22 protein-coding genes and 1 tRNA gene are annotated in these 21,374 nt (G+C 65.0%); 13 read left to right on the top strand and 10 right to left on the bottom strand.

All coding sequences use genetic code 11. The annotated features are described in order from the left end of the window. Positions 1–129: 129 nt before the first annotated feature. Positions 130–966 (bottom strand): SDR family oxidoreductase, encoded by an 837-nt coding sequence (locus I6F33_RS23410; RefSeq protein ID WP_225144263.1) that lies wholly within the window; start codon positions 964–966, stop codon positions 130–132. Between the two features lie 121 nt (positions 967–1,087). Here I6F33_RS23410 and I6F33_RS23405 point away from each other — a divergent pair, with 121 nt between their 5' ends. The 4 genes from I6F33_RS23405 to I6F33_RS23390 all read left to right on the top strand — a co-directional run bounded on the left by I6F33_RS23405 (position 1,088) and on the right by I6F33_RS23390 (position 4,684). Beyond that, on the top strand, positions 1,088–1,462 hold the full coding sequence (locus tag I6F33_RS23405; RefSeq protein WP_036009616.1) for a response regulator: 375 nt from the start codon (positions 1,088–1,090) through the stop codon (positions 1,460–1,462). Between the two features lie 46 nt (positions 1,463–1,508). After that, positions 1,509–2,120 (top strand): LysE family translocator, encoded by a 612-nt coding sequence (locus I6F33_RS23400; protein ID WP_225144262.1) that lies wholly within the window; start codon positions 1,509–1,511, stop codon positions 2,118–2,120. A gap of 704 nt (positions 2,121–2,824) precedes the next feature. After that, complete coding sequence (locus I6F33_RS23395) at positions 2,825–4,024, top strand: GGDEF domain-containing protein (protein ID WP_225144261.1); 1,200 nt, start codon at positions 2,825–2,827, stop codon at positions 4,022–4,024. A gap of 33 nt (positions 4,025–4,057) precedes the next feature. Continuing rightward, positions 4,058–4,684: an N-acetylmuramoyl-L-alanine amidase gene (locus tag I6F33_RS23390; protein ID WP_225144260.1), complete on the top strand. Its 627-nt coding sequence runs from the start codon at positions 4,058–4,060 to the stop codon at positions 4,682–4,684. A gap of 121 nt (positions 4,685–4,805) precedes the next feature. Here the strand turns inward: I6F33_RS23390 and rpoH are convergent, their stop codons facing one another. Both rpoH and I6F33_RS23380 read right to left on the bottom strand, forming a co-directional pair. After that, positions 4,806–5,705 (bottom strand): RNA polymerase sigma factor RpoH, encoded by a 900-nt coding sequence (gene rpoH / locus I6F33_RS23385; protein WP_036009602.1) that lies wholly within the window; start codon positions 5,703–5,705, stop codon positions 4,806–4,808. 218 nt (positions 5,706–5,923) lie between these two features. Next, complete coding sequence (locus tag I6F33_RS23380; RefSeq protein WP_225130672.1) at positions 5,924–6,931, bottom strand: RluA family pseudouridine synthase; 1,008 nt, start codon at positions 6,929–6,931, stop codon at positions 5,924–5,926. Between I6F33_RS23380 and I6F33_RS23375 the strand changes: the two genes are divergently transcribed. The 3 genes from I6F33_RS23375 to I6F33_RS23365 all read left to right on the top strand — a co-directional run bounded on the left by I6F33_RS23375 (position 6,930) and on the right by I6F33_RS23365 (position 9,297). Then, positions 6,930–7,274 (top strand): hypothetical protein, encoded by a 345-nt coding sequence (locus I6F33_RS23375; protein WP_036009606.1) that lies wholly within the window; start codon positions 6,930–6,932, stop codon positions 7,272–7,274. The two genes, I6F33_RS23380 and I6F33_RS23375, sit on opposite strands and share 2 nt — an antisense overlap. A gap of 57 nt (positions 7,275–7,331) precedes the next feature. Next, positions 7,332–7,406, top strand: a tRNA-Glu gene (locus I6F33_RS23370). A 73-nt stretch (positions 7,407–7,479) separates the two neighbouring features. Further along, the gene (locus I6F33_RS23365) at positions 7,480–9,297 is read left to right on the top strand and encodes a DEAD/DEAH box helicase (RefSeq protein ID WP_057027740.1); all 1,818 of its coding nucleotides are present in this window, start codon (positions 7,480–7,482) and stop codon (positions 9,295–9,297) included. A 320-nt stretch (positions 9,298–9,617) separates the two neighbouring features. Here I6F33_RS23365 and I6F33_RS23360 read toward each other — a convergent pair whose 3' ends face one another. From I6F33_RS23360 to I6F33_RS23345, 4 genes are all read right to left on the bottom strand, one after another. Continuing rightward, a complete protein-coding gene (locus I6F33_RS23360) occupies positions 9,618–10,037 on the bottom strand; it encodes a CBS domain-containing protein (RefSeq protein ID WP_036009620.1) in 420 nt (139 codons plus the stop codon). A gap of 182 nt (positions 10,038–10,219) precedes the next feature. Then, positions 10,220–10,690 carry an aminoacyl-tRNA deacylase gene (locus I6F33_RS23355; RefSeq protein WP_036009608.1) on the bottom strand — a complete coding sequence of 157 codons (471 nt, stop codon included), beginning with the start codon at positions 10,688–10,690 and terminating at the stop codon, positions 10,220–10,222. 189 nt (positions 10,691–10,879) lie between these two features. Beyond that, positions 10,880–11,863, bottom strand: coding sequence for an alpha/beta hydrolase (locus I6F33_RS23350; RefSeq protein WP_225144259.1), 984 nt, complete (start codon positions 11,861–11,863; stop codon positions 10,880–10,882). A 155-nt stretch (positions 11,864–12,018) separates the two neighbouring features. Then, positions 12,019–12,234 carry a hypothetical protein gene (locus tag I6F33_RS23345; protein ID WP_225144258.1) on the bottom strand — a complete coding sequence of 72 codons (216 nt, stop codon included), beginning with the start codon at positions 12,232–12,234 and terminating at the stop codon, positions 12,019–12,021. An 838-nt stretch (positions 12,235–13,072) separates the two neighbouring features. Here I6F33_RS23345 and I6F33_RS23340 point away from each other — a divergent pair. The 3 genes from I6F33_RS23340 (at position 13,073) to I6F33_RS23330 (ending at position 16,517) form a co-directional block, all read left to right on the top strand. After that, on the top strand, positions 13,073–14,638 hold the full coding sequence (locus tag I6F33_RS23340; RefSeq protein WP_276573694.1) for an amidohydrolase family protein: 1,566 nt from the start codon (positions 13,073–13,075) through the stop codon (positions 14,636–14,638). A gap of 3 nt (positions 14,639–14,641) precedes the next feature. After that, positions 14,642–15,571: a GTP-binding protein gene (locus I6F33_RS23335; RefSeq protein ID WP_225144257.1), complete on the top strand. Its 930-nt coding sequence runs from the start codon at positions 14,642–14,644 to the stop codon at positions 15,569–15,571. A gap of 76 nt (positions 15,572–15,647) precedes the next feature. Further along, positions 15,648–16,517 carry a DUF1989 domain-containing protein gene (locus tag I6F33_RS23330; RefSeq protein WP_225144256.1) on the top strand — a complete coding sequence of 290 codons (870 nt, stop codon included), beginning with the start codon at positions 15,648–15,650 and terminating at the stop codon, positions 16,515–16,517. Positions 16,518–16,554: 37 nt separating this feature from the next. Here the strand turns inward: I6F33_RS23330 and I6F33_RS23325 are convergent, their stop codons facing one another. Further along, positions 16,555–16,932 (bottom strand): tautomerase family protein, encoded by a 378-nt coding sequence (locus tag I6F33_RS23325; protein WP_109145972.1) that lies wholly within the window; start codon positions 16,930–16,932, stop codon positions 16,555–16,557. Positions 16,933–17,090: 158 nt separating this feature from the next. Between I6F33_RS23325 and I6F33_RS23320 the strand changes: the two genes are divergently transcribed. Then, a complete protein-coding gene (locus I6F33_RS23320; protein ID WP_225144255.1) occupies positions 17,091–17,690 on the top strand; it encodes a TetR/AcrR family transcriptional regulator in 600 nt (199 codons plus the stop codon). 3 nt (positions 17,691–17,693) lie between these two features. Here the strand turns inward: I6F33_RS23320 and I6F33_RS23315 are convergent, their stop codons facing one another. Next, positions 17,694–18,164 carry a hypothetical protein gene (locus I6F33_RS23315; protein WP_225144254.1) on the bottom strand — a complete coding sequence of 157 codons (471 nt, stop codon included), beginning with the start codon at positions 18,162–18,164 and terminating at the stop codon, positions 17,694–17,696. A gap of 14 nt (positions 18,165–18,178) precedes the next feature. Then, positions 18,179–18,679: a hypothetical protein gene (locus I6F33_RS23310; RefSeq protein WP_225144253.1), complete on the bottom strand. Its 501-nt coding sequence runs from the start codon at positions 18,677–18,679 to the stop codon at positions 18,179–18,181. Positions 18,680–18,967: 288 nt separating this feature from the next. Here I6F33_RS23310 and I6F33_RS23305 point away from each other — a divergent pair, with 288 nt between their 5' ends. After that, positions 18,968–20,650 (top strand): methyl-accepting chemotaxis protein, encoded by a 1,683-nt coding sequence (locus I6F33_RS23305; protein ID WP_225144252.1) that lies wholly within the window; start codon positions 18,968–18,970, stop codon positions 20,648–20,650. A gap of 12 nt (positions 20,651–20,662) precedes the next feature. Next, positions 20,663–21,334 (top strand): aspartate/glutamate racemase family protein, encoded by a 672-nt coding sequence (locus I6F33_RS23300; RefSeq protein WP_225144251.1) that lies wholly within the window; start codon positions 20,663–20,665, stop codon positions 21,332–21,334. Positions 21,335–21,374 lie beyond the last annotated feature (40 nt).

Genomic DNA, 21,374 nt, shown 5'->3' with positions numbered 1-21,374 from the left:
TCACCCGCGAAGGCGGGTGATCCAGTATTCCAGAGACGGCGCGGCTAGAGCCGAGAAGCCACGGCGTACTGGATTCCCCGCCTTCGCGGGGAGTGACAGCGGTGGGTGTGGAGGCCGTTGCGCTCCTGGCTACTTTTCTATCCCCTTCGCCATCTTCTCCAGCCGCCGCTGCAGCGGCGCCCAATAGGTTCCCGGGCGGAAGCGCTGCAGCAGGTCCATGAAGCGGGCGTCGTTGCCGATCAGGATGCGCGGCTCGTTCCGCTCGATGCCCCTGATGATGCGCAGTGCCGCGTCCTTCGGCGAGGTCTTCGCCGCGTTCTCGAACCGTTCGATCGATTGCGCGCGGCGGGCATTGTCGGTGACGCCGACGCCGGTGCGGGCGTTGCGCGCGATCGCGGTGGCGATGCCGCCGGGATGCACGACCGACATCTTCACCGGGCTGCCCGCGACGCTGAGCTCGTGCCGCACGCTCTCCGAGAAGCCGCGCACTGCGAACTTCGCCGCGGCATAGGCCGATTGGCCCGGCGGGGCGATGATGCCGAAGATCGAGGAGAGGTTGACGATGTGGGCCTCGCTCATCGTCTTCAGGTGCGGCAGGAAGGCGCGTGTGCCGTGCACCACGCCCCAGAAATTGATGTCGAACAGCCAGTCCATCTGGGCCTGGTCGATCTCCTCGAATGTGCCCATCAGCGCAACGCCGGCATTGTTGACGACGATGCCGAGGGAAGGATGCGCGGCGATGGCCTCGCTCGCGAACTGCGCGATGTCGCTCGGCTGGCCGACGTCGACGCGGTGCAGGCTGACCTTGCGCGTTGTTCCGATCTCCGCCGCGAGCGCCTTCAATCCACCCTCGTCGCGATCGGCCAGTGCGAGGTCGCAGCCGCGTTGCGCGAGCTCGATCGCCAGCGCCCGGCCGATGCCGCTCGCGGCTCCCGTGATGGCGGCGGCGCCCCGAATCGTCGTCATGAGTTCCCCCGTCAAGTCCCCGATGATGGAACTATGAATTACTTTTTTTTGAAATGAAACCGAACCCACGTCCGCCTGGGTTTTTAACATCCGTTATGAGGGCATGCATTGGGAGCCGCCGATGGGACAAGCGACGCCATTACGCGCGACAGCGCTGATCGTTGAAGACGACGCCATGCAGCGGGAGATGCTTTGCGTCCTCCTGGAGGAGAGCGGCTACCAGGTCATCCAGTGCGAAAGCGCCGAGGCCGCCGAGCGCGTGCTCGACAAGAACGCCGGCGCGCTCTGTCTGATGCTGACCGACGTCCAGCTGGCCGGCCGCATGAACGGCGTCGAGCTCGCGCATGTCGCCAAGGACCGCAATCCGAAGCTCGACGTCGTCGTCACCTCGGGCCGGCCCTTGAAGCAGGCCTTGCCCGACGGCGCCAAGTTCTGGGCCAAGCCCTGGGCGCCGCTCGACGTGCTGCGCGAGGCCGAGATCGCTCAGCTGTCCTGACGCGCTTCGCTTTCTCGCAGCGCGCTGCGGTGATAAGGTCGGACCCATGACTTGGTCCTTCCTGCTCACCTCGCTCATCGTGGTCGCTTCCCCTGGCACCGGCGTGCTCTACACGCTGGCCGCCGCGCTGACCCGCGGTTCGCGCGCCAGCGTGGCGGCCGCCTTCGGCTGCACGCTCGGCATCGTGCCGCACATGGCGGCGGCGATGCTCGGTCTTGCCGCCGTGCTCCACACCAGCGCGCTCGCCTTCGCCGCGCTGAAATGGTGCGGCGTCGCCTATCTGCTCTACATGTCCTGGCAGGCGCTGCGCGAGACCGGGGCGCTGGCGGTTGGCGGCGACATCCGCGAGCGGTCGAGCAGCCGCGTCATCGTCACCGGCTTCCTGATCAACATCCTCAATCCAAAACTGTCGATCTTCTTCCTCGCCTTCCTGCCGCAATTCGTCGCGGCGGACGAGGCCCATGTGCTGGCGCGCATGCTGGAATTGAGCGGCGCCTTCATGGCGATGACGTTCGCGGTGTTCGTCCTCTACGGCCTCTGCGCCGCCGCGGTGCGCGAGCGCGTCATCTCCCGCCCGGCCGTCATGGCCTGGCTGCGCCGCTCCTTTGCCGCCGGCTTCGCCGCGCTCGGCGCCAAGCTGGCGTTGTCGGAGCGATAGCTTCTTCGTCACCTCTCGAAAGGTCTCGTCATGCCCGGGCTTGTCCCGGGCATCCACGCTCTTCGGACTGTGCGGCAAGGAGTGGATGGCCGGGACAAGCCCGGCCATGACGCTGTTAGAGCGGGTACACTTCGAACTCTCGCACAATAAAAAAGCGGGCCTTGCGCCCGCCATCTTCCATCGACCCGACGCCCGGGCGGAGCTCACTCCACCCGGGCAAAGAAGCAGAAGCCTCGTTACTTCTTCTTCGCCTTCTTGGCCTTTTTCGCCTTCTTCTTCGCCGCCTTCTTCGCTTTCTTAGCCATAGTATCCTCTCAAGGGTTAATGGTGGAACGCGACACGAGGGTGCTCGGCGGAGGGCCAGCCTCGCAACATCCTCGACGACAAACTCAGCAGATTCGGAGCCGGCTGCCCCGCGTCGTCACATCCGTGTCATCCTGTTATCCACAGCTCAGATGCACTTTCGGGTGATTTTTGGCGCGAATCCGCTCCACGCGTCAGGCCATCGGGCGCGACAGCCTTAACGATCCGGCAATAGCCGCGTGCCGTTCATGAATCCAAAACCAAGGGCGCGTTTTCGCGAGCCGCAGTGAGACTCCATTAAGCGCAACCATCGCATTGTCTTCCGCAAGAAAACGGGGATGGGTCATGGACGGACGGCTGCCGGGATCGGGGGGCGGGACGCTGCGCGTGCTGTACGCGTCATGCTGAACGTACCGACATTGTGGACGGTCTTCGTCGTCAACTTCCTGGCGCTCGGCGTGATCTGGGCCTACGTGACGCGTTCCTATCCGAATTTCGCGGCTGCGCGGTTCTGGATGGCATCGGCCTTCGTCGGTGCCGCCGGCGCGATGACGGCCTTGATCCGTCTGTTCGTCGCCTCTCCCCTGCCGCTGCTGCTCGGCGCCGGCGGTGTCATCGCTGCGAGCTGCCTTGCCGCCATGGGAATTCAGCGCTTCTACGACCGGCCGGTCTCGTGGCGCCTGATGACCGCGACAGGATGCTTGAGCCTTGTCGGCGTCGTGCTCTTCATGGTCGGATTCGAGCACATGCAGCTGCGCATGCTCAGCTACACGTTCGGTCAGGCCCTGCCGCTGATGCTGGCGCTGCGTCTGTTGTTGTCGCCGGAAGGCCGCGTCAGTCCGGGCGCCAAGCTGTCCGGCATCGTCATCCTCAGCATCATCGCGATCCTGCTCGTGCGCACCGTGGGCAATCTGCTCGGCTACGATCTCTCGGCGCGCGCCGGCGGCCAGGCCCATGCGATCATGGTGCTCGGGCTGCTGTTCCTGTCGATGACGCTCAATTTCGGTTTCCTGCTGATGGCGATGGACCGGTTGCGGGGCGAGGTTGCCGACCTCGCGTTGCTCGACGATCTCACCGGCGTTGCCAACCGGCGGCATCTCTTGCAGCGCCTGACCGAGGAATGCGCCCGTTCGGGGCGCAGCGGTGAGCCGTTCTCGCTGCTGCTGATCGACCTCGACGGCTTCAAGACCATCAACGACACCCATGGCCATGCCGCCGGCGATGCCTGCCTCAAGCACTTCACCCTGATGGCGGAGACGCGCCTGCGGCCCGGCGACATGCTCGCCCGCACCGGTGGCGACGAGTTCTGCATCGTGCTGCCGTCCTCGTCGCTGCGCGAGGCTGCCGCGATCGCCCGCCGCGTGCTTGAGGTCTGCCGGCAGGATGCCGTCAGCTGCAGCGGCCGCGACATTCCGATCGCGATCTCGATCGGGGTTGCGGAGTGGGATCGCGGCATCGGGGAATTCCCGGACCGCCTGATGGCCAATGCCGACCATGCCCTCTATGCGGCCAAGAAGAACGGCAAGAACGATTTTGCGGTCTATGACCCCACCCCGCCGTTATCGCCCGAGTCTGTCGGGACGGTGAGGACATTCGCGTAAAGCCTGTTAGGCTTGGGTCGCATTGGACCCTGCATGATGATATTTCGCCTGCTCGCGGCCGTGTTGGCCGCTCTCCTTCCGATCTTCCCCGCCGCTGCTGCGGATGCCGAGCTCGCCAGGCTCGCGCGCGCCTCCGGCACGCCCGTCATTCCCGGCCTGAAGATCGTCTGGCTGGCGCCTTGGGGCGAGGTCCGCAACGCAAGACCCTGGCGCAACATCATCGTGCACCAGACCGAGGGACCTGCGGGCTCTGCCCGCGGCGGCGCGCAGGCCCAGGCGAAGAACCCGACGCGGCGCGGCGTCACGGTCTGGGTCGAGACCGACGGCACGGTCTATTGGGCGGTCGCCGAGAACCTCGTGCCGACCCACGGCGACGGCGCCAACCGCAACGACAACAAGTACATCGACAACCGTCCGACCTACCGCCAGGTGGTGCGCGACAATTCGATCGGCGTCGAGTTCGCCGGCAATTATCCCGACGTGACGGCGGGGCCGACCGAGGCACAGGTCGCGGCGTGGAGGATCCTCGTGAAAGTGCTGCGCGCGCGCTACGACATCCCGCTCGAGCGGGTCTACGCGCACAACTGGATCGACTACAAGGACGCCCGCTATTGCGAAGGCTGCACGCTCGCGACGATGGCAAGGCAATGGGGGGAGTAGGCGGTGTGCCCACACGCACCGCTATCGGGCGCAGTTCGCATCACACCAACAAAAAAGCCGGCGTTGCCGCCGGCTTTTCGTCTCTTTCGATCCGCCAATCTCTGGCGCTGAGCCGCCGCGCTTAATGCGCGGCTTCCAGCGCGGCCTGTTCGGCCTTTGCGATCGTGCCCTTGACCGCGGACTGCACCTTCTCGAAGGCGCGGACCTCGATCTGGCGGACGCGCTCGCGCGACACGCCGAACTCGGCAGCAAGGTCTTCCAGCGTCATCGGCTCATCGGCGAGGCGGCGGGCCTCGAAGATGCGGCGTTCGCGCGGGTTGAGCACGCCCATGGCGCCGTTCAGCGCGTCACGGCGGTGATCATACTCCTCGTGCTCCGCCATCATGGCTTCCTGGTTGGGCGTGTTGTCGACCAGCCAGTCCTGCCATTCGCCGGCTTCGCCATCGTCGCGGATCGGTGCGTTGAGTGACGCATCGCCGCCGAGGCGGCGGTTCATGTCGATCACGTCCTGATCGGTGACGCCGAGGCGCTTGGCGATCAACTTGACTTGGTCGGGGCGGAGATCGCCTTCGTCCAGCGCGTTGATCTTGCTCTTCGCCTTGCGCAGGTTGAAGAACAGCTTCTTCTGGTTCGCGGTGGTGCCCATCTTCACGAGCGACCACGAACGGAGGATGTACTCTTGAATCGACGCCTTGATCCACCACATGGCGTAGGTGGCGAGACGGAACCCCTTCTCGGGTTCGAATCGCTTCACCGCCTGCATCAGGCCGACATTGCCTTCCGAGACGACCTCGGAGATCGGCAGGCCGTAGCCGCGATAGCCCATGGCGATCTTGGCCACGAGGCGGAGATGGCTGGTGACGAGTTGGTGTGCCGCGTCGCGATCGTCATGCTCGCGCCAACGCTTGGCGAGCATGTACTCCTCCTGCGGTTCCAGCATCGGGAATTTGCGGATCTCGGCGAGGTAGCGAGAAAGGCCGGATTCTCCATTGAGGACCGGCAAAGCAGCGGTACGGGCCATAGTGCGCCCTCCAAAAGGTTCAGGCCCCCGATAGCGGCGGGCCAGGCAGACGACCGCTGTGTTAAAGCCGGCCGTAGCTGCGATGTTCCGCGTTGGTCATTTCAACGCAGACGCAATATACCCCATCGGGGGTCAAAAAGGGAAGGATTGCTGACGTCACGTCCCCGTGTGGCAGCTATAACTTTTTGTAATGTAAAGGCTTTCTGAAGCGGCCTGCGTCATAGCGCCGCCTTGAGCGCACGTTCCAGGAGAAGCAAATCCTCCGGCAAAGGCGCCTCCCAGTGCAGTAATTCTCCCGTCCTCGGGTGCTCCAATACCAGCAGGTAAGCATGTAAGGCCTGCCGCCCCAGCGCCGCCAAAGCTGCCTGCGACTCGGGGCCGAGCTGGTTGGCCTTGGTCTTGAAATGCGGGCCATAGACGGCATCGCCCATCAGCGGGTGGCCGATATGGGCGAGATGGACGCGGATCTGATGGGTGCGGCCGGTCTCGAGCTCGCAGGCGAGCAGGGCGGCGACGCCCTTGCCGTCGCGTCCCTTGAAGCTCTCCAGGATTTCCCAATGCGTCACCGCCTCGCGGCCACCCTGGCGCACGGCCATCTTCTCGCGTGCATGCGGATGCCGGTCGATCGGCGCATCGACGGTGCCGCGGTGCCGGTTCGGCACGCCCCAGGCGAATGCCATGTAGCCGCGCCGCATCGCGCCGGTGCGGCCGTGATCGGCGAATTGCGCCGTCAATGAAGCGTGGGCGAGATCGTTCTTGGCAACCACCATCAGCCCCGTCGTGTCCTTGTCGAGCCGGTGCACGATCCCGGGCCGGCGCACGCCGCCGATGCCGGAGAGCGAGGCGCCGCAATGGGCGATCAGCGCGTTCACCAAGGTGCCGGTCTCGTGGCCGGCCGCGGGGTGCACGACGAGGCCCTTGGGCTTGTTGAGGACGACGATGTCGTCGTCCTCGAACACGATATCGAGGGCGATGTCCTCCCCCTTGGGCTCGGCGGGCGCCGCTTCCGGCACGTCGATTATGATCGTATCGCCGGATGCGACGTGATAAGCGGGGTCGCGGACCGCGGAGGCCTTCAGGTGCACTGCGCCCGCCAGGATCAGGGCTTTCAGCCTCGATCGCGACAGCTCCGGCAGGCGCGCCGCCAGCACGCGGTCGAGCCGGGCCGAGCCCTCGGAGCCTTCGACCACAACCTCCAACCTTTGCGCTGACCCAGGGCTTTCCATGACGACGTCTGATACCGCTGTTCCCGAACCGACCCCCGAGCAGGCCGCGCTGTTCGCGCGGGTGCGGCGGATGATGCTGATCGCGGGGTTGACCACGGCGCTGGCGTTCTGCGCCGTGCTGATCGCGGTGGGCTACCGCCTTTTCAAGTCTGAGGGAAGGGCGGTCGAAGCGGCAAGCGATGTCACTGCCACCCTGCCCAAGGGCGCCAGAATCGTCTCGACCGGGGTCGCCGGCGACCGCCTCGTAGTGACGCTGGATCTCGGCGGAATCATCGAGATCCGCACCTTCGATGCCCATACCCTGAAGTCGGCCGGACGGCTGAAATTCGCCAATGAGCCGTAAAACGCCCCTCGGGGTCCTTGCGGCGGACAAATTTCGAGGCTATTGGCTAGCCCTCACGCTCCCTTCGTCTAGCGGTTAGGACGCGGCCCTCTCAAGGCTGAAACAGGGGTTCGATTCCCCTAGGGAGCGCCAGCTGATCCTAAGCCATTGAAAACCTGCACACTCTAGGCGACCATGTCAGCCTGGAGGTGCTCGCGGTCGTGACATGGCTATCCTGATCCCGAGTCTCGGCTTCGCGCGCTTCGACAGCCGTGGTGAGCTACGACTGGCGGAACGATTGAAGGACTTCCTCGAGGAGAACGCCGTCGTTTGGCACAACCTGCCTGTCGGGCCTCGCAACCGGCATCCGGACTTCATCATCATTCATCCCGCGAACGGCCTGCTCGTGCTCGAGGTGAAGGATTGGCGCCTGGAGACGATCGTGTCGGCCGACAAGACGAAGGTCGAACTGCTGACAAGTCGTGGTGTGGTGCGGGAAAGCAATCCGCTGGAGCAGGCTCGCAAATATACATTCGAGGTCGTGCGCACGCTGGAGCGCGACGGGCAATTGTTGTTTCCGCCGGGACATCGCCTCGCGGGCCGGTCCATCGTTCCGTTCGGCTTCGGGGCCGTGTTCACTAACATCACCCGCAAGCAGTTCGATCAGACCGATCTCAAGGAGGTGTTCTCCGAGCATCTCTGCCTGTTCAAGGACGAGATGACCGAGGGCGCGGACCCCGAGGAATTCCGATCGAGATTGTGGCGCATGGTTCATCCGTGTCTCGAAGAGCCGCTGTCCATGCCGCAATTCGACCGCCTGCGCGCGCTGCTGTTTCCGGAGGTTCGGATACGACAGATTGCCCTGCCTTTGGACGATGCGCCTCGCGCCGATTCTTCGGATCGGACGCTCGCGGTCATGGACCTTCATCAGGAGCAGTTCGCGCGCAGCCTGGGCGAGGGGCATCGCATCATTCGCGGCGTCGCCGGATCGGGCAAGACCCTGATCCTCGCTTTTCGCGCCGAGTATCTGGCACGTGCGGCGGCAAAGCCGGTGCTGATCCTGTGTTACGCCAACGGCATCGCCGGCCGGCTTGAAGATGCCATGCAGAGCAGGGGCGTGGAGGACCGCGTTCAGGTTCTCACCTTCCACTCGTGGTGCTACCGGATGCTGCGGACGTACGGGATTGCCGCCCCATCCGAGCGAGACTATCCGGACTACGCGGAGCGCCTGGCTGCGAGCGTTTCAGAGGTCGTGAAGGCGGTCGATCACGGCCATATCCCGGCGGAGCAGTACGACGCGGTCCTGATCGACGAGGCGCACGACTTCGAACCGCAATGGCTCGCGCTTGCGGCCAAGATGGTGAACCCGCGCACCAAGGCGCTGATGGTCGTCTACGACGATATCCAGGCTATCTATAAGGGGCGTGAACGGCCGGTCTGGAGCCAGCTCGGCATTGAAGCAAAGGGCAGAACGACCGTACTGAAGGTGAACTATCGCAACACCGCCCAAATCGTTGCCTTCGCGAGACGCTTCGCCGCGGACGTCATCGGCGCTCCCGGCATCACGGCCGACGACGAGCACGCCATCCTGCTGCCCGAAGATGCGGGTCGGCAGGGACTGGAGCCGGATGTGCGGCGGTGCGTGAGCATCGAGGCGGAAGCTCACTGCGTTGCCGAGTGGTTTCTCGACCGTAAGAAAGCCGGCTACGAGTGGTCGCAGATGGCGTGTCTCTACCCGGAGCACTGGATCGGCGGACGGGTTGCGCAGATTCTCGCCGGGCATGGTGCGCCGATCGACATCGCCAAGGACAATCGCAACCGGGTTTCGGTCAAGCGGGTCGCCGTGCGATTCCTGAGCATGCACAGCGCAAAAGGGCTGGAGTTTCCCTGCGTCGCCATCGCCGGCTTGGGCCTGCTCGGCCGCCACGGCGAGACCGTCGAGGAATGTGTCCGGCTGACCTATGTCGGGGTGACCCGGGCAACTCACGAGGCGCTCCTGACGTATTCGAGCGAGTCGGCATTGGTGCAGCGCTTGATCGCGTAGCCCGACGCCGCGCAGGCGCTCTTTCACGCGGTAGTGCAGTCGATCGAGCGGAGGATCGCCCGCTGCACGTCCGCATTCGAAAGAAACACATCGTGGTAGGTTGCGCGTCGCAGCGTCATCGATGATGACGTGATCGAGTGAACGGGCCTTGCATCCATTCCGGCGCAACTTGCATTCACTCCGGCGCAAAATGAGCCGCATCGCGTCCTCGCTTCTGCGCCGCGCGATAGTTGCACCACGAGCGCATGACTCGGGCTCCCACTCAACCCTATTCGGGGGGATCGCGAGAGGAGCCGTGGCCATACGTTTTGGCGGTAACTTCAGTGATGCGCCGAAACGCTTCTGACGGTCTCGGTGAGCATGTCACCCGATGAGGAATGGCTGACGTCACCCAGGCTGATGATGCCGACCATCCGCTTGCTCTTGTTGATCACCGGCAGCCTGCGGACCTGCAGCTTCTCCATATGATGCATCGCCTTGGCGAGGTCATCGTCCTCGCGGCAGCAATGGATGCCCTCGGTCATCACGTCACGTGCCGTCGCGCGGCCGGCATCGAAGCTGTGGCTCGCGAGTCCTTTGCAGACGATGTCGCGGTCGGTCACCATTCCGACCAGCTTGTCATCCTCGCCAATCGGAATGCAGCCGATGTCATGCGCCCGCATCAGTTTGGCAATCTCGGTGATTGGGGTGTCGGGGCTGACCCAGTCGACACCCTTGTGCATCACGTCTTTGACTTTCATGGCGAGCCTCCGTTCGTGGGTTTCAAGTGCGTTGATGCAATGCAGCGGCCCCCCCATCTTCCGAACTCCGACCAGACAAAGCGCAAACACTTTCGCCGCCACCCTGCGGAACGGTATGATGGCGAACTTGCGGCTAGAGTTCCCGCCCAGGGCCGCAAGGACAATGGGCGGTGCACAGGTCCTCAGTCATGCGCGCTGAAGCGGCCGTGCGGTGCGTTGGCCGTCAAGCGCGCAAACTGCGCGTGACCCATGTGAAGCAGCGTCTCATGATCGCCGGCTTCCATGTAGATGTCCGGCTGTGCCTCGAGGCTGTCGTCGACGATGATATCCAATCCGTAGCATTTGCCGACGGCAGGAACTGCACCGTGTGCACAGTCGCTGAACAGCCGATTGATCTCGGTTTCATTGGCCATGTGGACATTGTCGCCGAGGCTTGTCCTCAGGTCGGACAGGCGGAGGTGATGCGATGCGGGCAAGACGGCCAGCATGTATCCGCCGTCGCGCCGCAACACGATGCCCTTGGCGAGGCGGTCGCCGGAGATATGGCATGCCTGCGCCGTTCGGGCGGACGTCATGCTGAGTTCGTGCGGGATCACCTCGTACTGGATGTTCTCAGCGGCGAGGTATTTCTGGAGGGTGGGAGCAATGGCCATGGCATCACCTCCGATGCGGAATGGAAACCATCCACCGTGAGGCGATCCTGCAGACTCTCGCCATTCGATGGGCGGCTGCCTGACTAGCTACCCAACATAGGTCTTCCATCCGCAAGCTGCAATGCAATTCCCCTCGGAGCCGCAACGGGTGTGGGCAGGAGCAGGCTTTTCGCGTGGCTCGGCGCTCTCCTACGCCGTCGTGCCGTCGATCGAGCGGCGGATCACCCGCTGCACTTCCGTATTCGACAGGAACAAATCGTGGTTGATGATGCCCCAGCCTTCCTGGGAGGCATCGACCACGCGCACACCGAGCCCTGCGATGGCGGCCTTCTCGGCCGCGCCGACGCGGGTCATGCCGCCGGCGAGCTGCCCCGACAGCGCCAGTGCACGATCGTTGGTCGAGGCGATCACCGTGATCTTGCCGGCGAGAGGGCCGATGCGCTGGATCGCCGACGAGAACACGTCCATGTCGATGTCGGGCGCGGCAAACACCACCGTGCCAATCTTGCTCGTCACCGTGTCGCCGTATCTCCCATGGAGCTGGCGCAGGCTTTCGAGGGTCAGCATGGTTCCCATGCTGTGGGCGACGATGTGCACGCGCCCCGCCCCCGGCGCCGACACCAGCGCAGAGAGCACGCGCTCGAAATTGTCGCGCGACCACATCGCGCTGTCGCGGTCATAGGCGTAGTCGAACAGTCCTGCCTTGGAAGGCCAGGAGAACGCCATGGTCCGGCCGCGGAACTTGATCCCATCGGAAAGGTGGGCTGCATCCAGCACCGCCGTCTCGAATGTCTGCTTGAAACCGTGCACATAGATCAGCACGTCCCCGCCGCCGGCCTGCGCAGCGAGATCGCCGGCGTCGGCCGGGACCGGCTCGATCCGGTCGAGACGCCAGTTCTCGAGTCCGACCGAGGCGAGGGAAAGCCGGCTCTCGTCCGGCGCCGTCAGCTTCGCCCGCGCGACCGTCATGCTCGTCGCACGCTCCGGCCCGAACCAGGGTTTTGCGCGGCCGCCGTTCACGGGCTTGCGTGTGGTGACGACAAGCAACGTCGGATCGACGGAGAGCGAGGAGGCGTCGAAGCGCGCGCCGGTCGCACCGAGGCCAGCGCATCCGCCAAGCGCCAGCGCGCTACCCGTCGACAGGAGACCGCCGATGAGAGCGCGGCGCGACATGGAATGATTTGTTTGGAGAAGACGTCGACCTATCACTGGGAACCCATGGGAACTTTGCCCCCGACAGCCGCCCCATCTGCTCTCTGAATGACAATGGGGGCGAGATCGCGGCGGAGCCGCCTCGCGCATGTCGTCGCCTTCAAGTGAATGGCGGGTCAGTCGACGATCTCGATTGCCTGAATCTCGCACCAATCGCGCAATGCCCGCTCCCTCGCCTTGTTGCGGTAGTCATGCCAAGCATCGATCGCTCCCCGTCGGGAGAGCAGGCCCTTGAACTTCTGATAGGCGCCGCGTTTGCTGAAAATATAGCGAACGTCGTCCAGTTCGTTCGGCAGGAAAGCCTGGAGGATGTCTCCGAATTTCACGCGCATTGGACACCTTGCCAACGGACCGACGCCGCAATGTCTGCAATCGGCCCGGACAGTATAAGCGGATCGTCCTTCGAGGCAATGAACCCTCGCCGTGTCCAGAAGCAACTGCCCCGGCGTCGACGGCAGAACACCCCGATCCGCTGTCAACCCCTCCCGCCAAAAATATTCCACTTTACCGAAATTCGGATTTGTCGTATGTGTCGGCCATTCCAGCCCACCAAGGGGCGGTCGTACGTCGGTTTCGAGCGCGGGCTGGAAGTTGCGGTGGACGCGGGCGGCGTTAAAGGCGGAGCTTGCGCGTGCAGGGCGAGACGAACCTCGTGAGCATGCGGGACCCGCGAAGACGAACGGCGCCCCTGCGTACGGCGAAACCGTGTGGTCCTGGCCGTCGTTGCTACGGTCAAGCCTTGGCGAAGACGTCATCGCGTCAACCGGCGCGAGAGGCGTGACTTTCGCGGAGGCGAGGGAGGCCAGAAGGAACTCGGCTCCCGGGAGAGCGCGGCATAGGCCGTCAAACCATCGCGCAGGGAAGGCCTGGTTTCGGCTGCCCTGTGTCTCCCTGTGCACTGCGTGTGCATTCGTTCAGCGCAGGGGTCTTATGGGTGCCAGCTGGCGCCCGGTCTTCCCTGCGCCCTTTCCTTGAGGGGGTGTGTGAAGCGGAGCATAGCTCGGGCGGATCACGCCGCGAGAACGCGAGCGTATGCCGATTGGATCGGCGGATTGACGCAGCGGCATTGTTGGGCTCCGGTCCGATACACTTCCTGCGTTCACCGGCCTCACTTGCAAGCATGCTGCATCGGCATCAGTGGTGGTGGTCGTTCTCACGAGAATATGCACTATGCGCGCCGATGCGCCTCCGAAGCTGCTGCCGGGCCTTCGGAAATTCTGTCAATTTGCTTTTCGGAGTGACGAGATGAGCGGTTTGGTGGTCTCTGGCGGCCGGGTGGTGGATCCCGCGAGCGGGATGGACGCCGTTGGGGATGTGGCGGTCGTGGACGGCAAGATCGCCGCCGTCGGCACGGGCCTCGGCGGCGCCGAGCGGGTGATCGACGCTACCGGCCTCGTGGTGGCGCCCGGCTTCATCGATCTGCATGCCCATGGCCAGTCGATCCCGGCCGATCGCATGCAGGCGTTCGACGGCGTCACGACCACCCTCGATCTCGAGGCCGGCGTGCTGCCGGTCGGGTCCTGGTATGAGCGCCAGGCGCGAAAGGGCCGCGTGCTGAATTATGGCGCGGCCACTAACTGGGCCTTTGCCCGCATCGGCGCGATGACGGGCTCCAACGCGGAGAGCTCGCTGGAAGCATTCGGCAACGCCATGCGCGACCGTCGCTGGATGGACAACGTCGCAACCGATGCGGAGGTGTCGGGCATTCTCGAGCGTCTGGCCCGCGGCCTCAACGAAGGCGGTATCGGCATCGGCATCCTCAACGCCTATGCGCCCGGCGCCGGCGTGCAGGAGCTGACCGCAGTGTGCCAGCTGGCCGCGAAGCAGGACGTCCCCACCTTCACCCATGTCGCCTTCATGTCGCGCATCGATCCCGAGAGCGCAGTGGAAGCCTATATCCGCCTGATCGGCTATGCCGGCGCCACCGGCGCGCACATGCACATCTGCCATTTCAACTCGTCGAGCAAGACCGACGTCGAGCGTTGCCGCGTGCTGATCGAGAAGGCGCAAGGACAGGGCCTGCCGATCACGGTCGAGGCTTATCCTTACGGCACCGGCTCGACCGTGCTGGCCGCGGCCTTCTTCAGTGATCCCCAGTTCGTCGAGCGCAACGGCACCGGTTACGATTCCGTGCAGCGCGTCACCGACGGCTACCGCTTCCACGACCGCGAGGAGCTCTTGAAGGCGCAGGCGGAGGAGCCGTCCTCGCTGGTGCTCTGGCACATTCTCGACACCGAGAACAATGCGCACCACCGCGACCTGCTCGATATGTCGGTGCTGTATCCCGGCGGCGCGATCGCCTCCGACGCGATGCCGTGGACGCTGTCGGACGGCTCAACCTACACCGGTGATGCCTGGCCGCTGCCGGATGATGCGACCTCGCATCCGCGCTCGGCCGGCTGCTTCACGAAGTTCATCCGTGAATGGGTGCGCGAGCGCAAAGCCGTGTCGTTGCTGGAAGGCGTGCGCAAGTGCGCGCTGATCCCGGCGGAGATCCTCTCGCAGAGCACGCCGGCGATGCGGAGCAAGGGCCGGCTGGCGAAGGACGCGGATGCCGATATCGTCGTGTTCGACTACGAGAAGCTTTCGGACCGAGCGACTTTCACGGCGATGAACCGGCCCTCTGAGGGTGTACGGCATCTGGTCGTCAGCGGTCAGGTGCTGATCAGCGACGGCATGCTCGATGTGACCGCGCGGCCGGGCAGGCCCGTGCGCCGCCCAATCGTCGAGGGCTGATCCATGGCGGTCCCCATTCTCCTGGTGACGGGCTTCTTGGGGGCCGGCAAGACCACGGTCGTCAACCATCTGCTGGCGCATGCGGAGGGGCGGCGGATCGCTGCCGTCGTCAACGATTTCGGCGCCATCAACATCGATGCGGAGCTGATCGCGGGTGCGAGCGACGGCGTGGTCAGCCTTGCCAATGGCTGCATCTGCTGCTCGCTCGAGGGCGATCTGCTCCGCACGCTTTGGACGCTGCTGCGGCGTGATCCCAAGCCCGATTGTATCGTCATCGAGACCAGTGGCGTTGCCGATCCCGCCGACATCGTGCGCAACCTAATGGACCCCGTGATCCTGCGCGAGGCGCAGCTGGAGACGGTGCTTTGCGTGATGGACGCAGGGACACCGCCTTCGGCTCTGGACGACGCGCTGATGCGGTCGCAGCTGCGCGTCGCCGATATCGTGGCATTGAGCAAGCTGGATCTGGTGGGCGCGGGCGCGGGGGTGCGGATGCGTGACGCCATCCGCGCCCAGCGCGTGCCCGCGGTGGTGGTCGAGGCACAGCACGGCGAGATTCCGCCCGCGCTGCTGTTTCCCGCCGGTGCCGACCGCGCTCCGGCGCCGCGCGAGGTGGGACCGAAACGGCCGGCGGAGGAGCGCTTCGAGGCACTGAGCTGGACCTCGGATAAGCCGGTCTCGCTGCCGCGCCTGCAGCAGGCCATCAGCCGCCTTGCGCCGAAGCTGGCGCGCGCCAAGGGCCTGTTCGAAACCATCGAGCAGCCCGGCCGCACGATGGTGTTTCAGTTCGCCGCCGGCCGCGCGACCCTGGCGCCTGGCGATGCGCCGACACCGGGCGCGGCGCGGACGCGCATCGTCTTCATTGCCGAGCTTGGCATGCTCTCGAAGGCGGAGCTCGATGAAGTCATGGAGGCGTGCGTTGCCGGCGGCTGAGGTGAGGGGGTAGGGTCAACCGCTTCCGCCATTAGCCACCACCTCTCCTCTTGCCGAGTCGATCCGAGGCCGAACTATGCCGCCAAATATGCCACCCGCCCCCGCTGATGCTGCCTCGCGCCGCGCTGCCAAGCCGGCCATCGTCTATCCGGCCGGGACGATGCCCGGGCCGGACATGGCCGCGCTCGAAGCAGTCCGCCGTGCCGCGGTCAAGACGCACGAGCTTATCGTGCCGCCACGCGATGCCCGTGCCTTTCGCGTGGCGCGCGGCCAGTTCTTCCGCATCGTGAGCATCGAAGGCCCTCAGGTCGGTGACCTCAATCTCTGGAATGCAGACGATCTCTACGAGCGCTTCTTCAGCGGCAAGACGCGGGCGCTCCATGGCACGCATGTCGGCATCGGTGACCGGCTCTGGAGTAATATGCCCTATCTTCGGCCGATGGCGACCATCAGCCACGATACGCTTGGCTGGTACGGCTTCGACGCGGACGGTGCCGGCATTCACGATGTGATCGGCACGCGCTGCGATCCCTACACAAATCTCCTGCTGAACGGCACGGCTTACGATTTTTGCTGTCACTCCAACCTGTCCCGCGCCCTCGCCACCGAATTGAAGGCGGATCCGGCCGCAGTGGAGCATCATGTCCACGACGTGCTCAACGTCTTCATGTGCACCGGCTTCACCAGGGACACGCACCAATATTTCATGAAGGCAAGTCCGGTCCGCCCCGGCGACTTCATCGAGCTCTTCGCGGAGATCGACCTGCTCGGCGCGCTGTCGGCCTGTCCGGGTGGAGACTGCAGCGCAACCCATTCCAGCGATGCCGCGGCATGCCATCCGCTCAAGATCGAAATCTTCGAGCCGGATCGAACGGCCCTGAAAGGCTGGACCTGGCCTACCCCGAGCGCGTATCACCGTCACCACGGTGCGCATGCGGGAAGCTGAATCTCAGTCTTCGACCGGCATTCCGTCGCCGTGCACCTCACGCGAACTGCGCGATGCCGTGACCGACGGACCAGTTCTCCTTGGGCGCGTCGAGCACGTTGACGAACACGTCCTCGGGCCTGATCCCCGGGTTCTCGCCGAGCAGGTCGGCGATCCGGCGATACAGCGCTTTCTTCTGCTCGGCCGTGCGCGAGGCGAACACGGTGATCTGGATCAGCAGGGCGTCTTCGCTGCGCTCGACGCCGTAGGCATTGCCGCAGCGGAAGTTAGCCGGCTCATGCTCGGTGATGGCCATGAACGCATCGCCTTCGGGCACGTTCAGGGCCTCGCGCATCGCGCGGTAAAGTCCGTCCAGAATCGCCTGCCGGTAGCTTTGCGGCTTACCGGCGCGCATCGAAATGTGGAGGAGAGGCATCACGCGGCCCTTTGCATGCGGCTCCGGCCGACACGGCGATGTGAACGCCGCCGGCTCGGCCAATTGAGAAAAACGGACTATCAATCTCGATCGGTTTTTGACACGATGTCGAGAAAGCATATTCTTGACGGCATGTCAAATACTTTGCGGAGCCAAGCTTGAGACCGCGCGAGTTCGATCATGACGAGGTTCTGCGCATCGCGTTCGACCAGTTCTGGCGCAAGGGCGTGCGCGGCACCTCGCTGTCCGACATTGCGCGCGATGCGGCGGTCCAGCGCGGGAGTCTCTACAATGCCTTCGGCAGCAAGGAGACGCTATTCCTCCAGGCCTATGAACGCTACGCGGGGGATTATCTCGCCAAGCTGCAAAAGGCGCTCGGGGCAGGTTCCTTGCGCAAGCGCCTCACCGCGTTCTTCGATCTGACCATCACCAATTTCCGCTCGGGCACGCCGCCGCGCGGCTGTCCGACGACGCGCGGGCTGATGGAGCTCGGCGGCGCCGAAGGCGAGGGGCTCGACGACAACGCGCGCCAGGCTTTTGCGAACCTGATCTCGCGCATCACCGCACTGCTTCAGGACACATTGGCCGCTGGCGCGGCGCGGGGCGAGTTCGACGGCAATCCCGCGGCTGCGGCGCTGCACATCGTCACCGTGACGCGCGGCCTCGCCGTGCTCGAGCGTGCCTTCGGGGACGAGCCCCAATTGCGCAAGATCGCCGCGCACACGATCGATCTCGTGCTCGGCAGGAATGGCGGATAGGTGTCAGCACAGCGCGAGCGCGTTGACCGCGCGTGTCGCAGCATCCTCCTTGCCGGAGCCAACGAGCTGGCCAACGGTGGATTCGAGCTCGCCCGGCGGCTTGCGGCGCGCGACCGCCAGCAGTCGCATCAATTCCGCCTCGTCCTTGGAAAGCCGCCTGCAGGACGGCGGCATGAAGCACAGCTCGCAGGGCCGCTCCCTGCGCAGGATCCTGACGAGCGCGGCCGCGCGCGCGACCAGCAGCGGGCTGTCGGCAATGCCGGGCGCTTCCTCGGCAAAGCGATAGGCCGCTTCGCAGCAATCCGATGCGCCGGTCGCATAGGCCGCTCCGATGAAGCGGAGCAGCGCCAGCGCGAGGCGGGAAAAATCATCATAGCTGTCGATGTCCGGCCGGGTCGCAAGCGCGGCCTGGAGTGGACAGAGCAGCGGCTCACCAGCGTCCGACGTCGGCTCGGAATCGCAACTGGCCCGCATCGTGAACGATCTCGTCAATGCAACGTCGCGCTGCCCACGAACCAGCTCTTCATCGCCAACATCCCGTCATGCTCGATAGGCTGCACGTGCCGGTCGGGCAGGACGAGGCCGGCCATGCGGAAGATCGTCGCAAGCCCCAGGACCGGCGCGAGCGCCCAATCGGCGCCGATCGGCGGCAGCCAGCGCTCGAACTGCTCGCGCGCGACATCGACGCGGTCCTGCTGGGCCGCGGCAATCGCGCGCAAGATTCCGCGCTCGCTGTCGGACATGCGCGGACAGGTGGGGCAGTGCACTTCGATCGCGGTATGCGCGGTGCAGGCAAAGATCTCGATGATGGAATCCAGCGACAGCACGGCATCGCCGACGCGAAAATGGTCGTACACCTGCTGGATATCGGCCGCCGTCGGGACGGCGCTTCCGCTACGCGCCTTCGCCCGAAATCCCCAGATGAAGAGACGCTCCGCTGCGCTCAGCGCAGGAAGGTCGACGGGCCTGGTGTATGTCGATCGATGCATTGTGCTTCTGGCCTCCGGCTGCGCTCACGCCAGCGCTGGCGCGGATGATCTGCGCCGATCGTTCTGCCAGAGAGCTCTCCAAGTCAACGCGCGGAGAGGCGATGTCGAGGTGTTCTAGATTGGAAGAATTCGTATCTCGGGTGAGGTCGGTCTTGCTTGTCTCGTGGCCATACGAGCGTGCCGGTAACCCGCAAAATTTCGGAGTGTCGGGAACCCGAATGCTTAAAGCTTTGCTAAGAGACGCGGGATAATCTGGCATATCAGCCCTTCCAATTTCTGTGAGCACCGATGATTTTCTCCCGCATCAGTTTCAAGCTGGTCCTGATTGTCGGCATCAGCCTCCTCGGCATGATCGCGTTGGCGCCGGTCGCCCTCTCGACCCTGCGCACGCAGATGGTTGCCGACCGTCAGGCCAAGACGCAGCAGATGGTCGATGTTGGCTACGGCATCCTGGCGCACTACCAGAAGCTCGAGAGCGAAGGAAAGCTCTCGCGCGAGCAGGCGCAGGCCGGCGCGATGGCCGAGATCAAGAGTCTGCGCTACGACAAGGTCGAGTATTTCTGGATCAACGACATGACCCCCAAGATGGTCATGCATCCGATCAGGCCCGAGCTTGACGGCAAGGATCTCTCCGGGATGAAGGATCCCGCCGGCAATGCGCTGTTCATGGGCTTCATTGACGTCGTCAACAAGCAGGGTGCGGGCTTCTACGGCTACCTCTGGCCGAAGCCCGGCTTCGACCAGCCGGTCGGGAAAATCTCCTATGTGAAGGGCTTTGCGCCCTGGGGCTGGATCATCGGCACCGGCATCTATCTGGACGACGTCGATGCCGCCTTCCGCCAGAACGCGATGACCTTCGCCTATATTTGTCTCGCTGTGCTGGTCGTGGTGCTCGGCGCCTCCTTCCTGATCGGCCGCAGCGTCACCCGGCCGCTGGCCCGGATCACCGCGCTGACCGAGCGCCTTGCCGCCGGCGACAGCGCCTTCGACGTGCCCTACACCGACCGCCGCGACGAGGTCGGCGGCCTCGCCAAGGCGCTCGCCGTGTTCAAGGACAATGCATCGGCGGTGAGCCGGATGCATGCCGAGCAGCAGGAGCTGAAGCAGACGGCCGACGAGGAGAAGCGCAAGACCATGACCGATCTCGCCGGCAAGTTCGAGGCGAGCGTCCAGGCCGTCGTTCGCGACGTCTTCGACGAGGCCCGCGCGATGCAGCAGGCGGCGCAGGGCATGTCGGAAACCGCGAACAAGGCGAGCGACCGTGCGAGCTTCGTCGCCACCGCGTGTCAACAGGCCTCGAGCAACGTGCAGACGGTGGCCTCCGCCGCCGGCGAATTATCGGCCTCGATCGCCGAGATCAGTCAGCGCGTGGCACAGGCCGCGACGGTCGCCGACAAGGCCGCCGCCGACGGCCAGCGCACCAACGACACCGTGCAGGGCCTTGCCGCCGCCGCGCACAAGATCGGCGAGGTCATCGACCTCATCAACCAGATCGCCTCGCAGACCAATCTGCTCGCGCTCAACGCCACCATCGAGGCGGCGCGCGCGGGCGAGGCCGGCAAGGGCTTTGCGGTGGTCGCGAGCGAAGTGAAGTCGCTGGCGAGTCAGACCGCGAAGGCGACCGACGAGATCGGCGCGCAGATCACCGCGATCCAGGCCGAGACCAATCAGGTCGTCGGCAACATCGAGAGCATCCGCGCCACCATCATGGAGGTCAACGAGATCTCCTCGTCGATCGCCGCCGCGGTCGAGGAGCAGGGCGCCGCGACGAAGGCGATCGCGCACAGCGTGCAGGAGGCGGCCTCCGGCACCGACCAGGTCTCGCACAACATCTCCGGCGTCACCGACGCGACGGCCGAGACCGGACAGGCCGCCGGCCTCGTACTGCAATCGAGCGGCCGGCTGACGCACAAGCTGCAATCGCTGCAGGACGAGGTCAGCGCCTTCGTTGCGGGCGTGCGGGCGGCTTAGTATAGCGGGAGGATGGGCCAAAACTCCGATCGACGCGCGCGCATCCTCCTGATCAATCCGAACAGCAACGAGGCGACCACCACGATGATGGTGGCGATCGCAAGGTCCGCTGCCGCCGATGGTTTCGACATCGTCGGCGCCACGGCAACGCGTGCGCCCGCGATGATCGTCTCGGCGGACGCGCTGGAGGCGGCTGCGCTGGAGGTCGAGGAGATCGCGCGTCTCCGTGACGGCGAGTGCGACGGCGTCATCGTGTCGGCTTTCGGTGATCCTGGCCTCGCCGGGATCAAGGCGGCGATGAAGCTGCCCGCCGTCGGCATCGGCGAATCCGCGATGCTGGAAGCCGCCGGGAACGGTCGCCGGTTCGGCGTGGCGACCACGACGCCGTTGCTGAAAGCGAAGATCGATGCATTGCCTGATTCGCTGGGCTTGCGCGCGAGCTACACCGGCACGCGCTTCGCCGATGGTGATCCGCAACAGCTGATGCGCGATCCGGCGCAGCTGCGCGCAGCGCTCGCCGGCGCGGTTGAGGCCTGCATTGTGCGAGACAGAGCGGAAGCGGTCATCATCGGCGGCGGGCCGCTGGGTGAAGCGGCGCGCGAGCTTCAGCCGATGTTCGCGGCGCCAATCATCGCCCCGATCCCATCTGCCGTGCGACGGATCATTCGTCTCGTCGCGGCGTAGCCCCGGTTTTTCCGCGCCGCGGCATCGGCCGTGCTGCGGA

It is taken from the genome of Bradyrhizobium sp. BRP20 (assembly GCF_020194215.1).
Lineage (GTDB): Bacteria > Pseudomonadota > Alphaproteobacteria > Rhizobiales > Xanthobacteraceae > Bradyrhizobium > Bradyrhizobium yuanmingense.
This window is presented reverse-complemented; position numbering and strand designations above follow the sequence as displayed.

What these genes read in the sequence shown, in the direction of transcription:
- I6F33_RS23330 (WP_225144256.1), top strand. Translation starts at nt 15,648, where the DNA reads ATGCCGCCAAATATGCCACCCGCCCCCGCTGATGCTGCCTCGCGCCGC.
- I6F33_RS23315 (WP_225144254.1), bottom strand. Translation starts at nt 18,164, where the DNA reads ATGCGGGCCAGTTGCGATTCCGAGCCGACGTCGGACGCTGGTGAGCCG.
- I6F33_RS23400 (WP_225144262.1), top strand. Translation starts at nt 1,509, where the DNA reads ATGACTTGGTCCTTCCTGCTCACCTCGCTCATCGTGGTCGCTTCCCCT.
- rpoH (WP_036009602.1), bottom strand. Translation starts at nt 5,705, where the DNA reads ATGGCCCGTACCGCTGCTTTGCCGGTCCTCAATGGAGAATCCGGCCTT.
- I6F33_RS23335 (WP_225144257.1), top strand. Translation starts at nt 14,642, where the DNA reads ATGGCGGTCCCCATTCTCCTGGTGACGGGCTTCTTGGGGGCCGGCAAG.
- I6F33_RS23380 (WP_225130672.1), bottom strand. Translation starts at nt 6,931, where the DNA reads ATGGAAAGCCCTGGGTCAGCGCAAAGGTTGGAGGTTGTGGTCGAAGGC.
- I6F33_RS23345 (WP_225144258.1), bottom strand. Translation starts at nt 12,234, where the DNA reads ATGCGCGTGAAATTCGGAGACATCCTCCAGGCTTTCCTGCCGAACGAA.
- I6F33_RS23310 (WP_225144253.1), bottom strand. Translation starts at nt 18,679, where the DNA reads ATGCATCGATCGACATACACCAGGCCCGTCGACCTTCCTGCGCTGAGC.
- I6F33_RS23410 (WP_225144263.1), bottom strand. Translation starts at nt 966, where the DNA reads ATGACGACGATTCGGGGCGCCGCCGCCATCACGGGAGCCGCGAGCGGC.
- I6F33_RS23360 (WP_036009620.1), bottom strand. Translation starts at nt 10,037, where the DNA reads ATGAAAGTCAAAGACGTGATGCACAAGGGTGTCGACTGGGTCAGCCCC.
- I6F33_RS23305 (WP_225144252.1), top strand. Translation starts at nt 18,968, where the DNA reads ATGATTTTCTCCCGCATCAGTTTCAAGCTGGTCCTGATTGTCGGCATC.
- I6F33_RS23390 (WP_225144260.1), top strand. Translation starts at nt 4,058, where the DNA reads ATGATGATATTTCGCCTGCTCGCGGCCGTGTTGGCCGCTCTCCTTCCG.
- I6F33_RS23340 (WP_276573694.1), top strand. Translation starts at nt 13,073, where the DNA reads ATGCGCGCCGATGCGCCTCCGAAGCTGCTGCCGGGCCTTCGGAAATTC.
- I6F33_RS23300 (WP_225144251.1), top strand. Translation starts at nt 20,663, where the DNA reads ATGGGCCAAAACTCCGATCGACGCGCGCGCATCCTCCTGATCAATCCG.
- I6F33_RS23405 (WP_036009616.1), top strand. Translation starts at nt 1,088, where the DNA reads ATGGGACAAGCGACGCCATTACGCGCGACAGCGCTGATCGTTGAAGAC.
- I6F33_RS23350 (WP_225144259.1), bottom strand. Translation starts at nt 11,863, where the DNA reads ATGTCGCGCCGCGCTCTCATCGGCGGTCTCCTGTCGACGGGTAGCGCG.
- I6F33_RS23365 (WP_057027740.1), top strand. Translation starts at nt 7,480, where the DNA reads ATGGCTATCCTGATCCCGAGTCTCGGCTTCGCGCGCTTCGACAGCCGT.
- I6F33_RS23375 (WP_036009606.1), top strand. Translation starts at nt 6,930, where the DNA reads ATGACGACGTCTGATACCGCTGTTCCCGAACCGACCCCCGAGCAGGCC.
- I6F33_RS23395 (WP_225144261.1), top strand. Translation starts at nt 2,825, where the DNA reads ATGCTGAACGTACCGACATTGTGGACGGTCTTCGTCGTCAACTTCCTG.
- I6F33_RS23355 (WP_036009608.1), bottom strand. Translation starts at nt 10,690, where the DNA reads ATGGCCATTGCTCCCACCCTCCAGAAATACCTCGCCGCTGAGAACATC.
- I6F33_RS23325 (WP_109145972.1), bottom strand. Translation starts at nt 16,932, where the DNA reads ATGCCTCTCCTCCACATTTCGATGCGCGCCGGTAAGCCGCAAAGCTAC.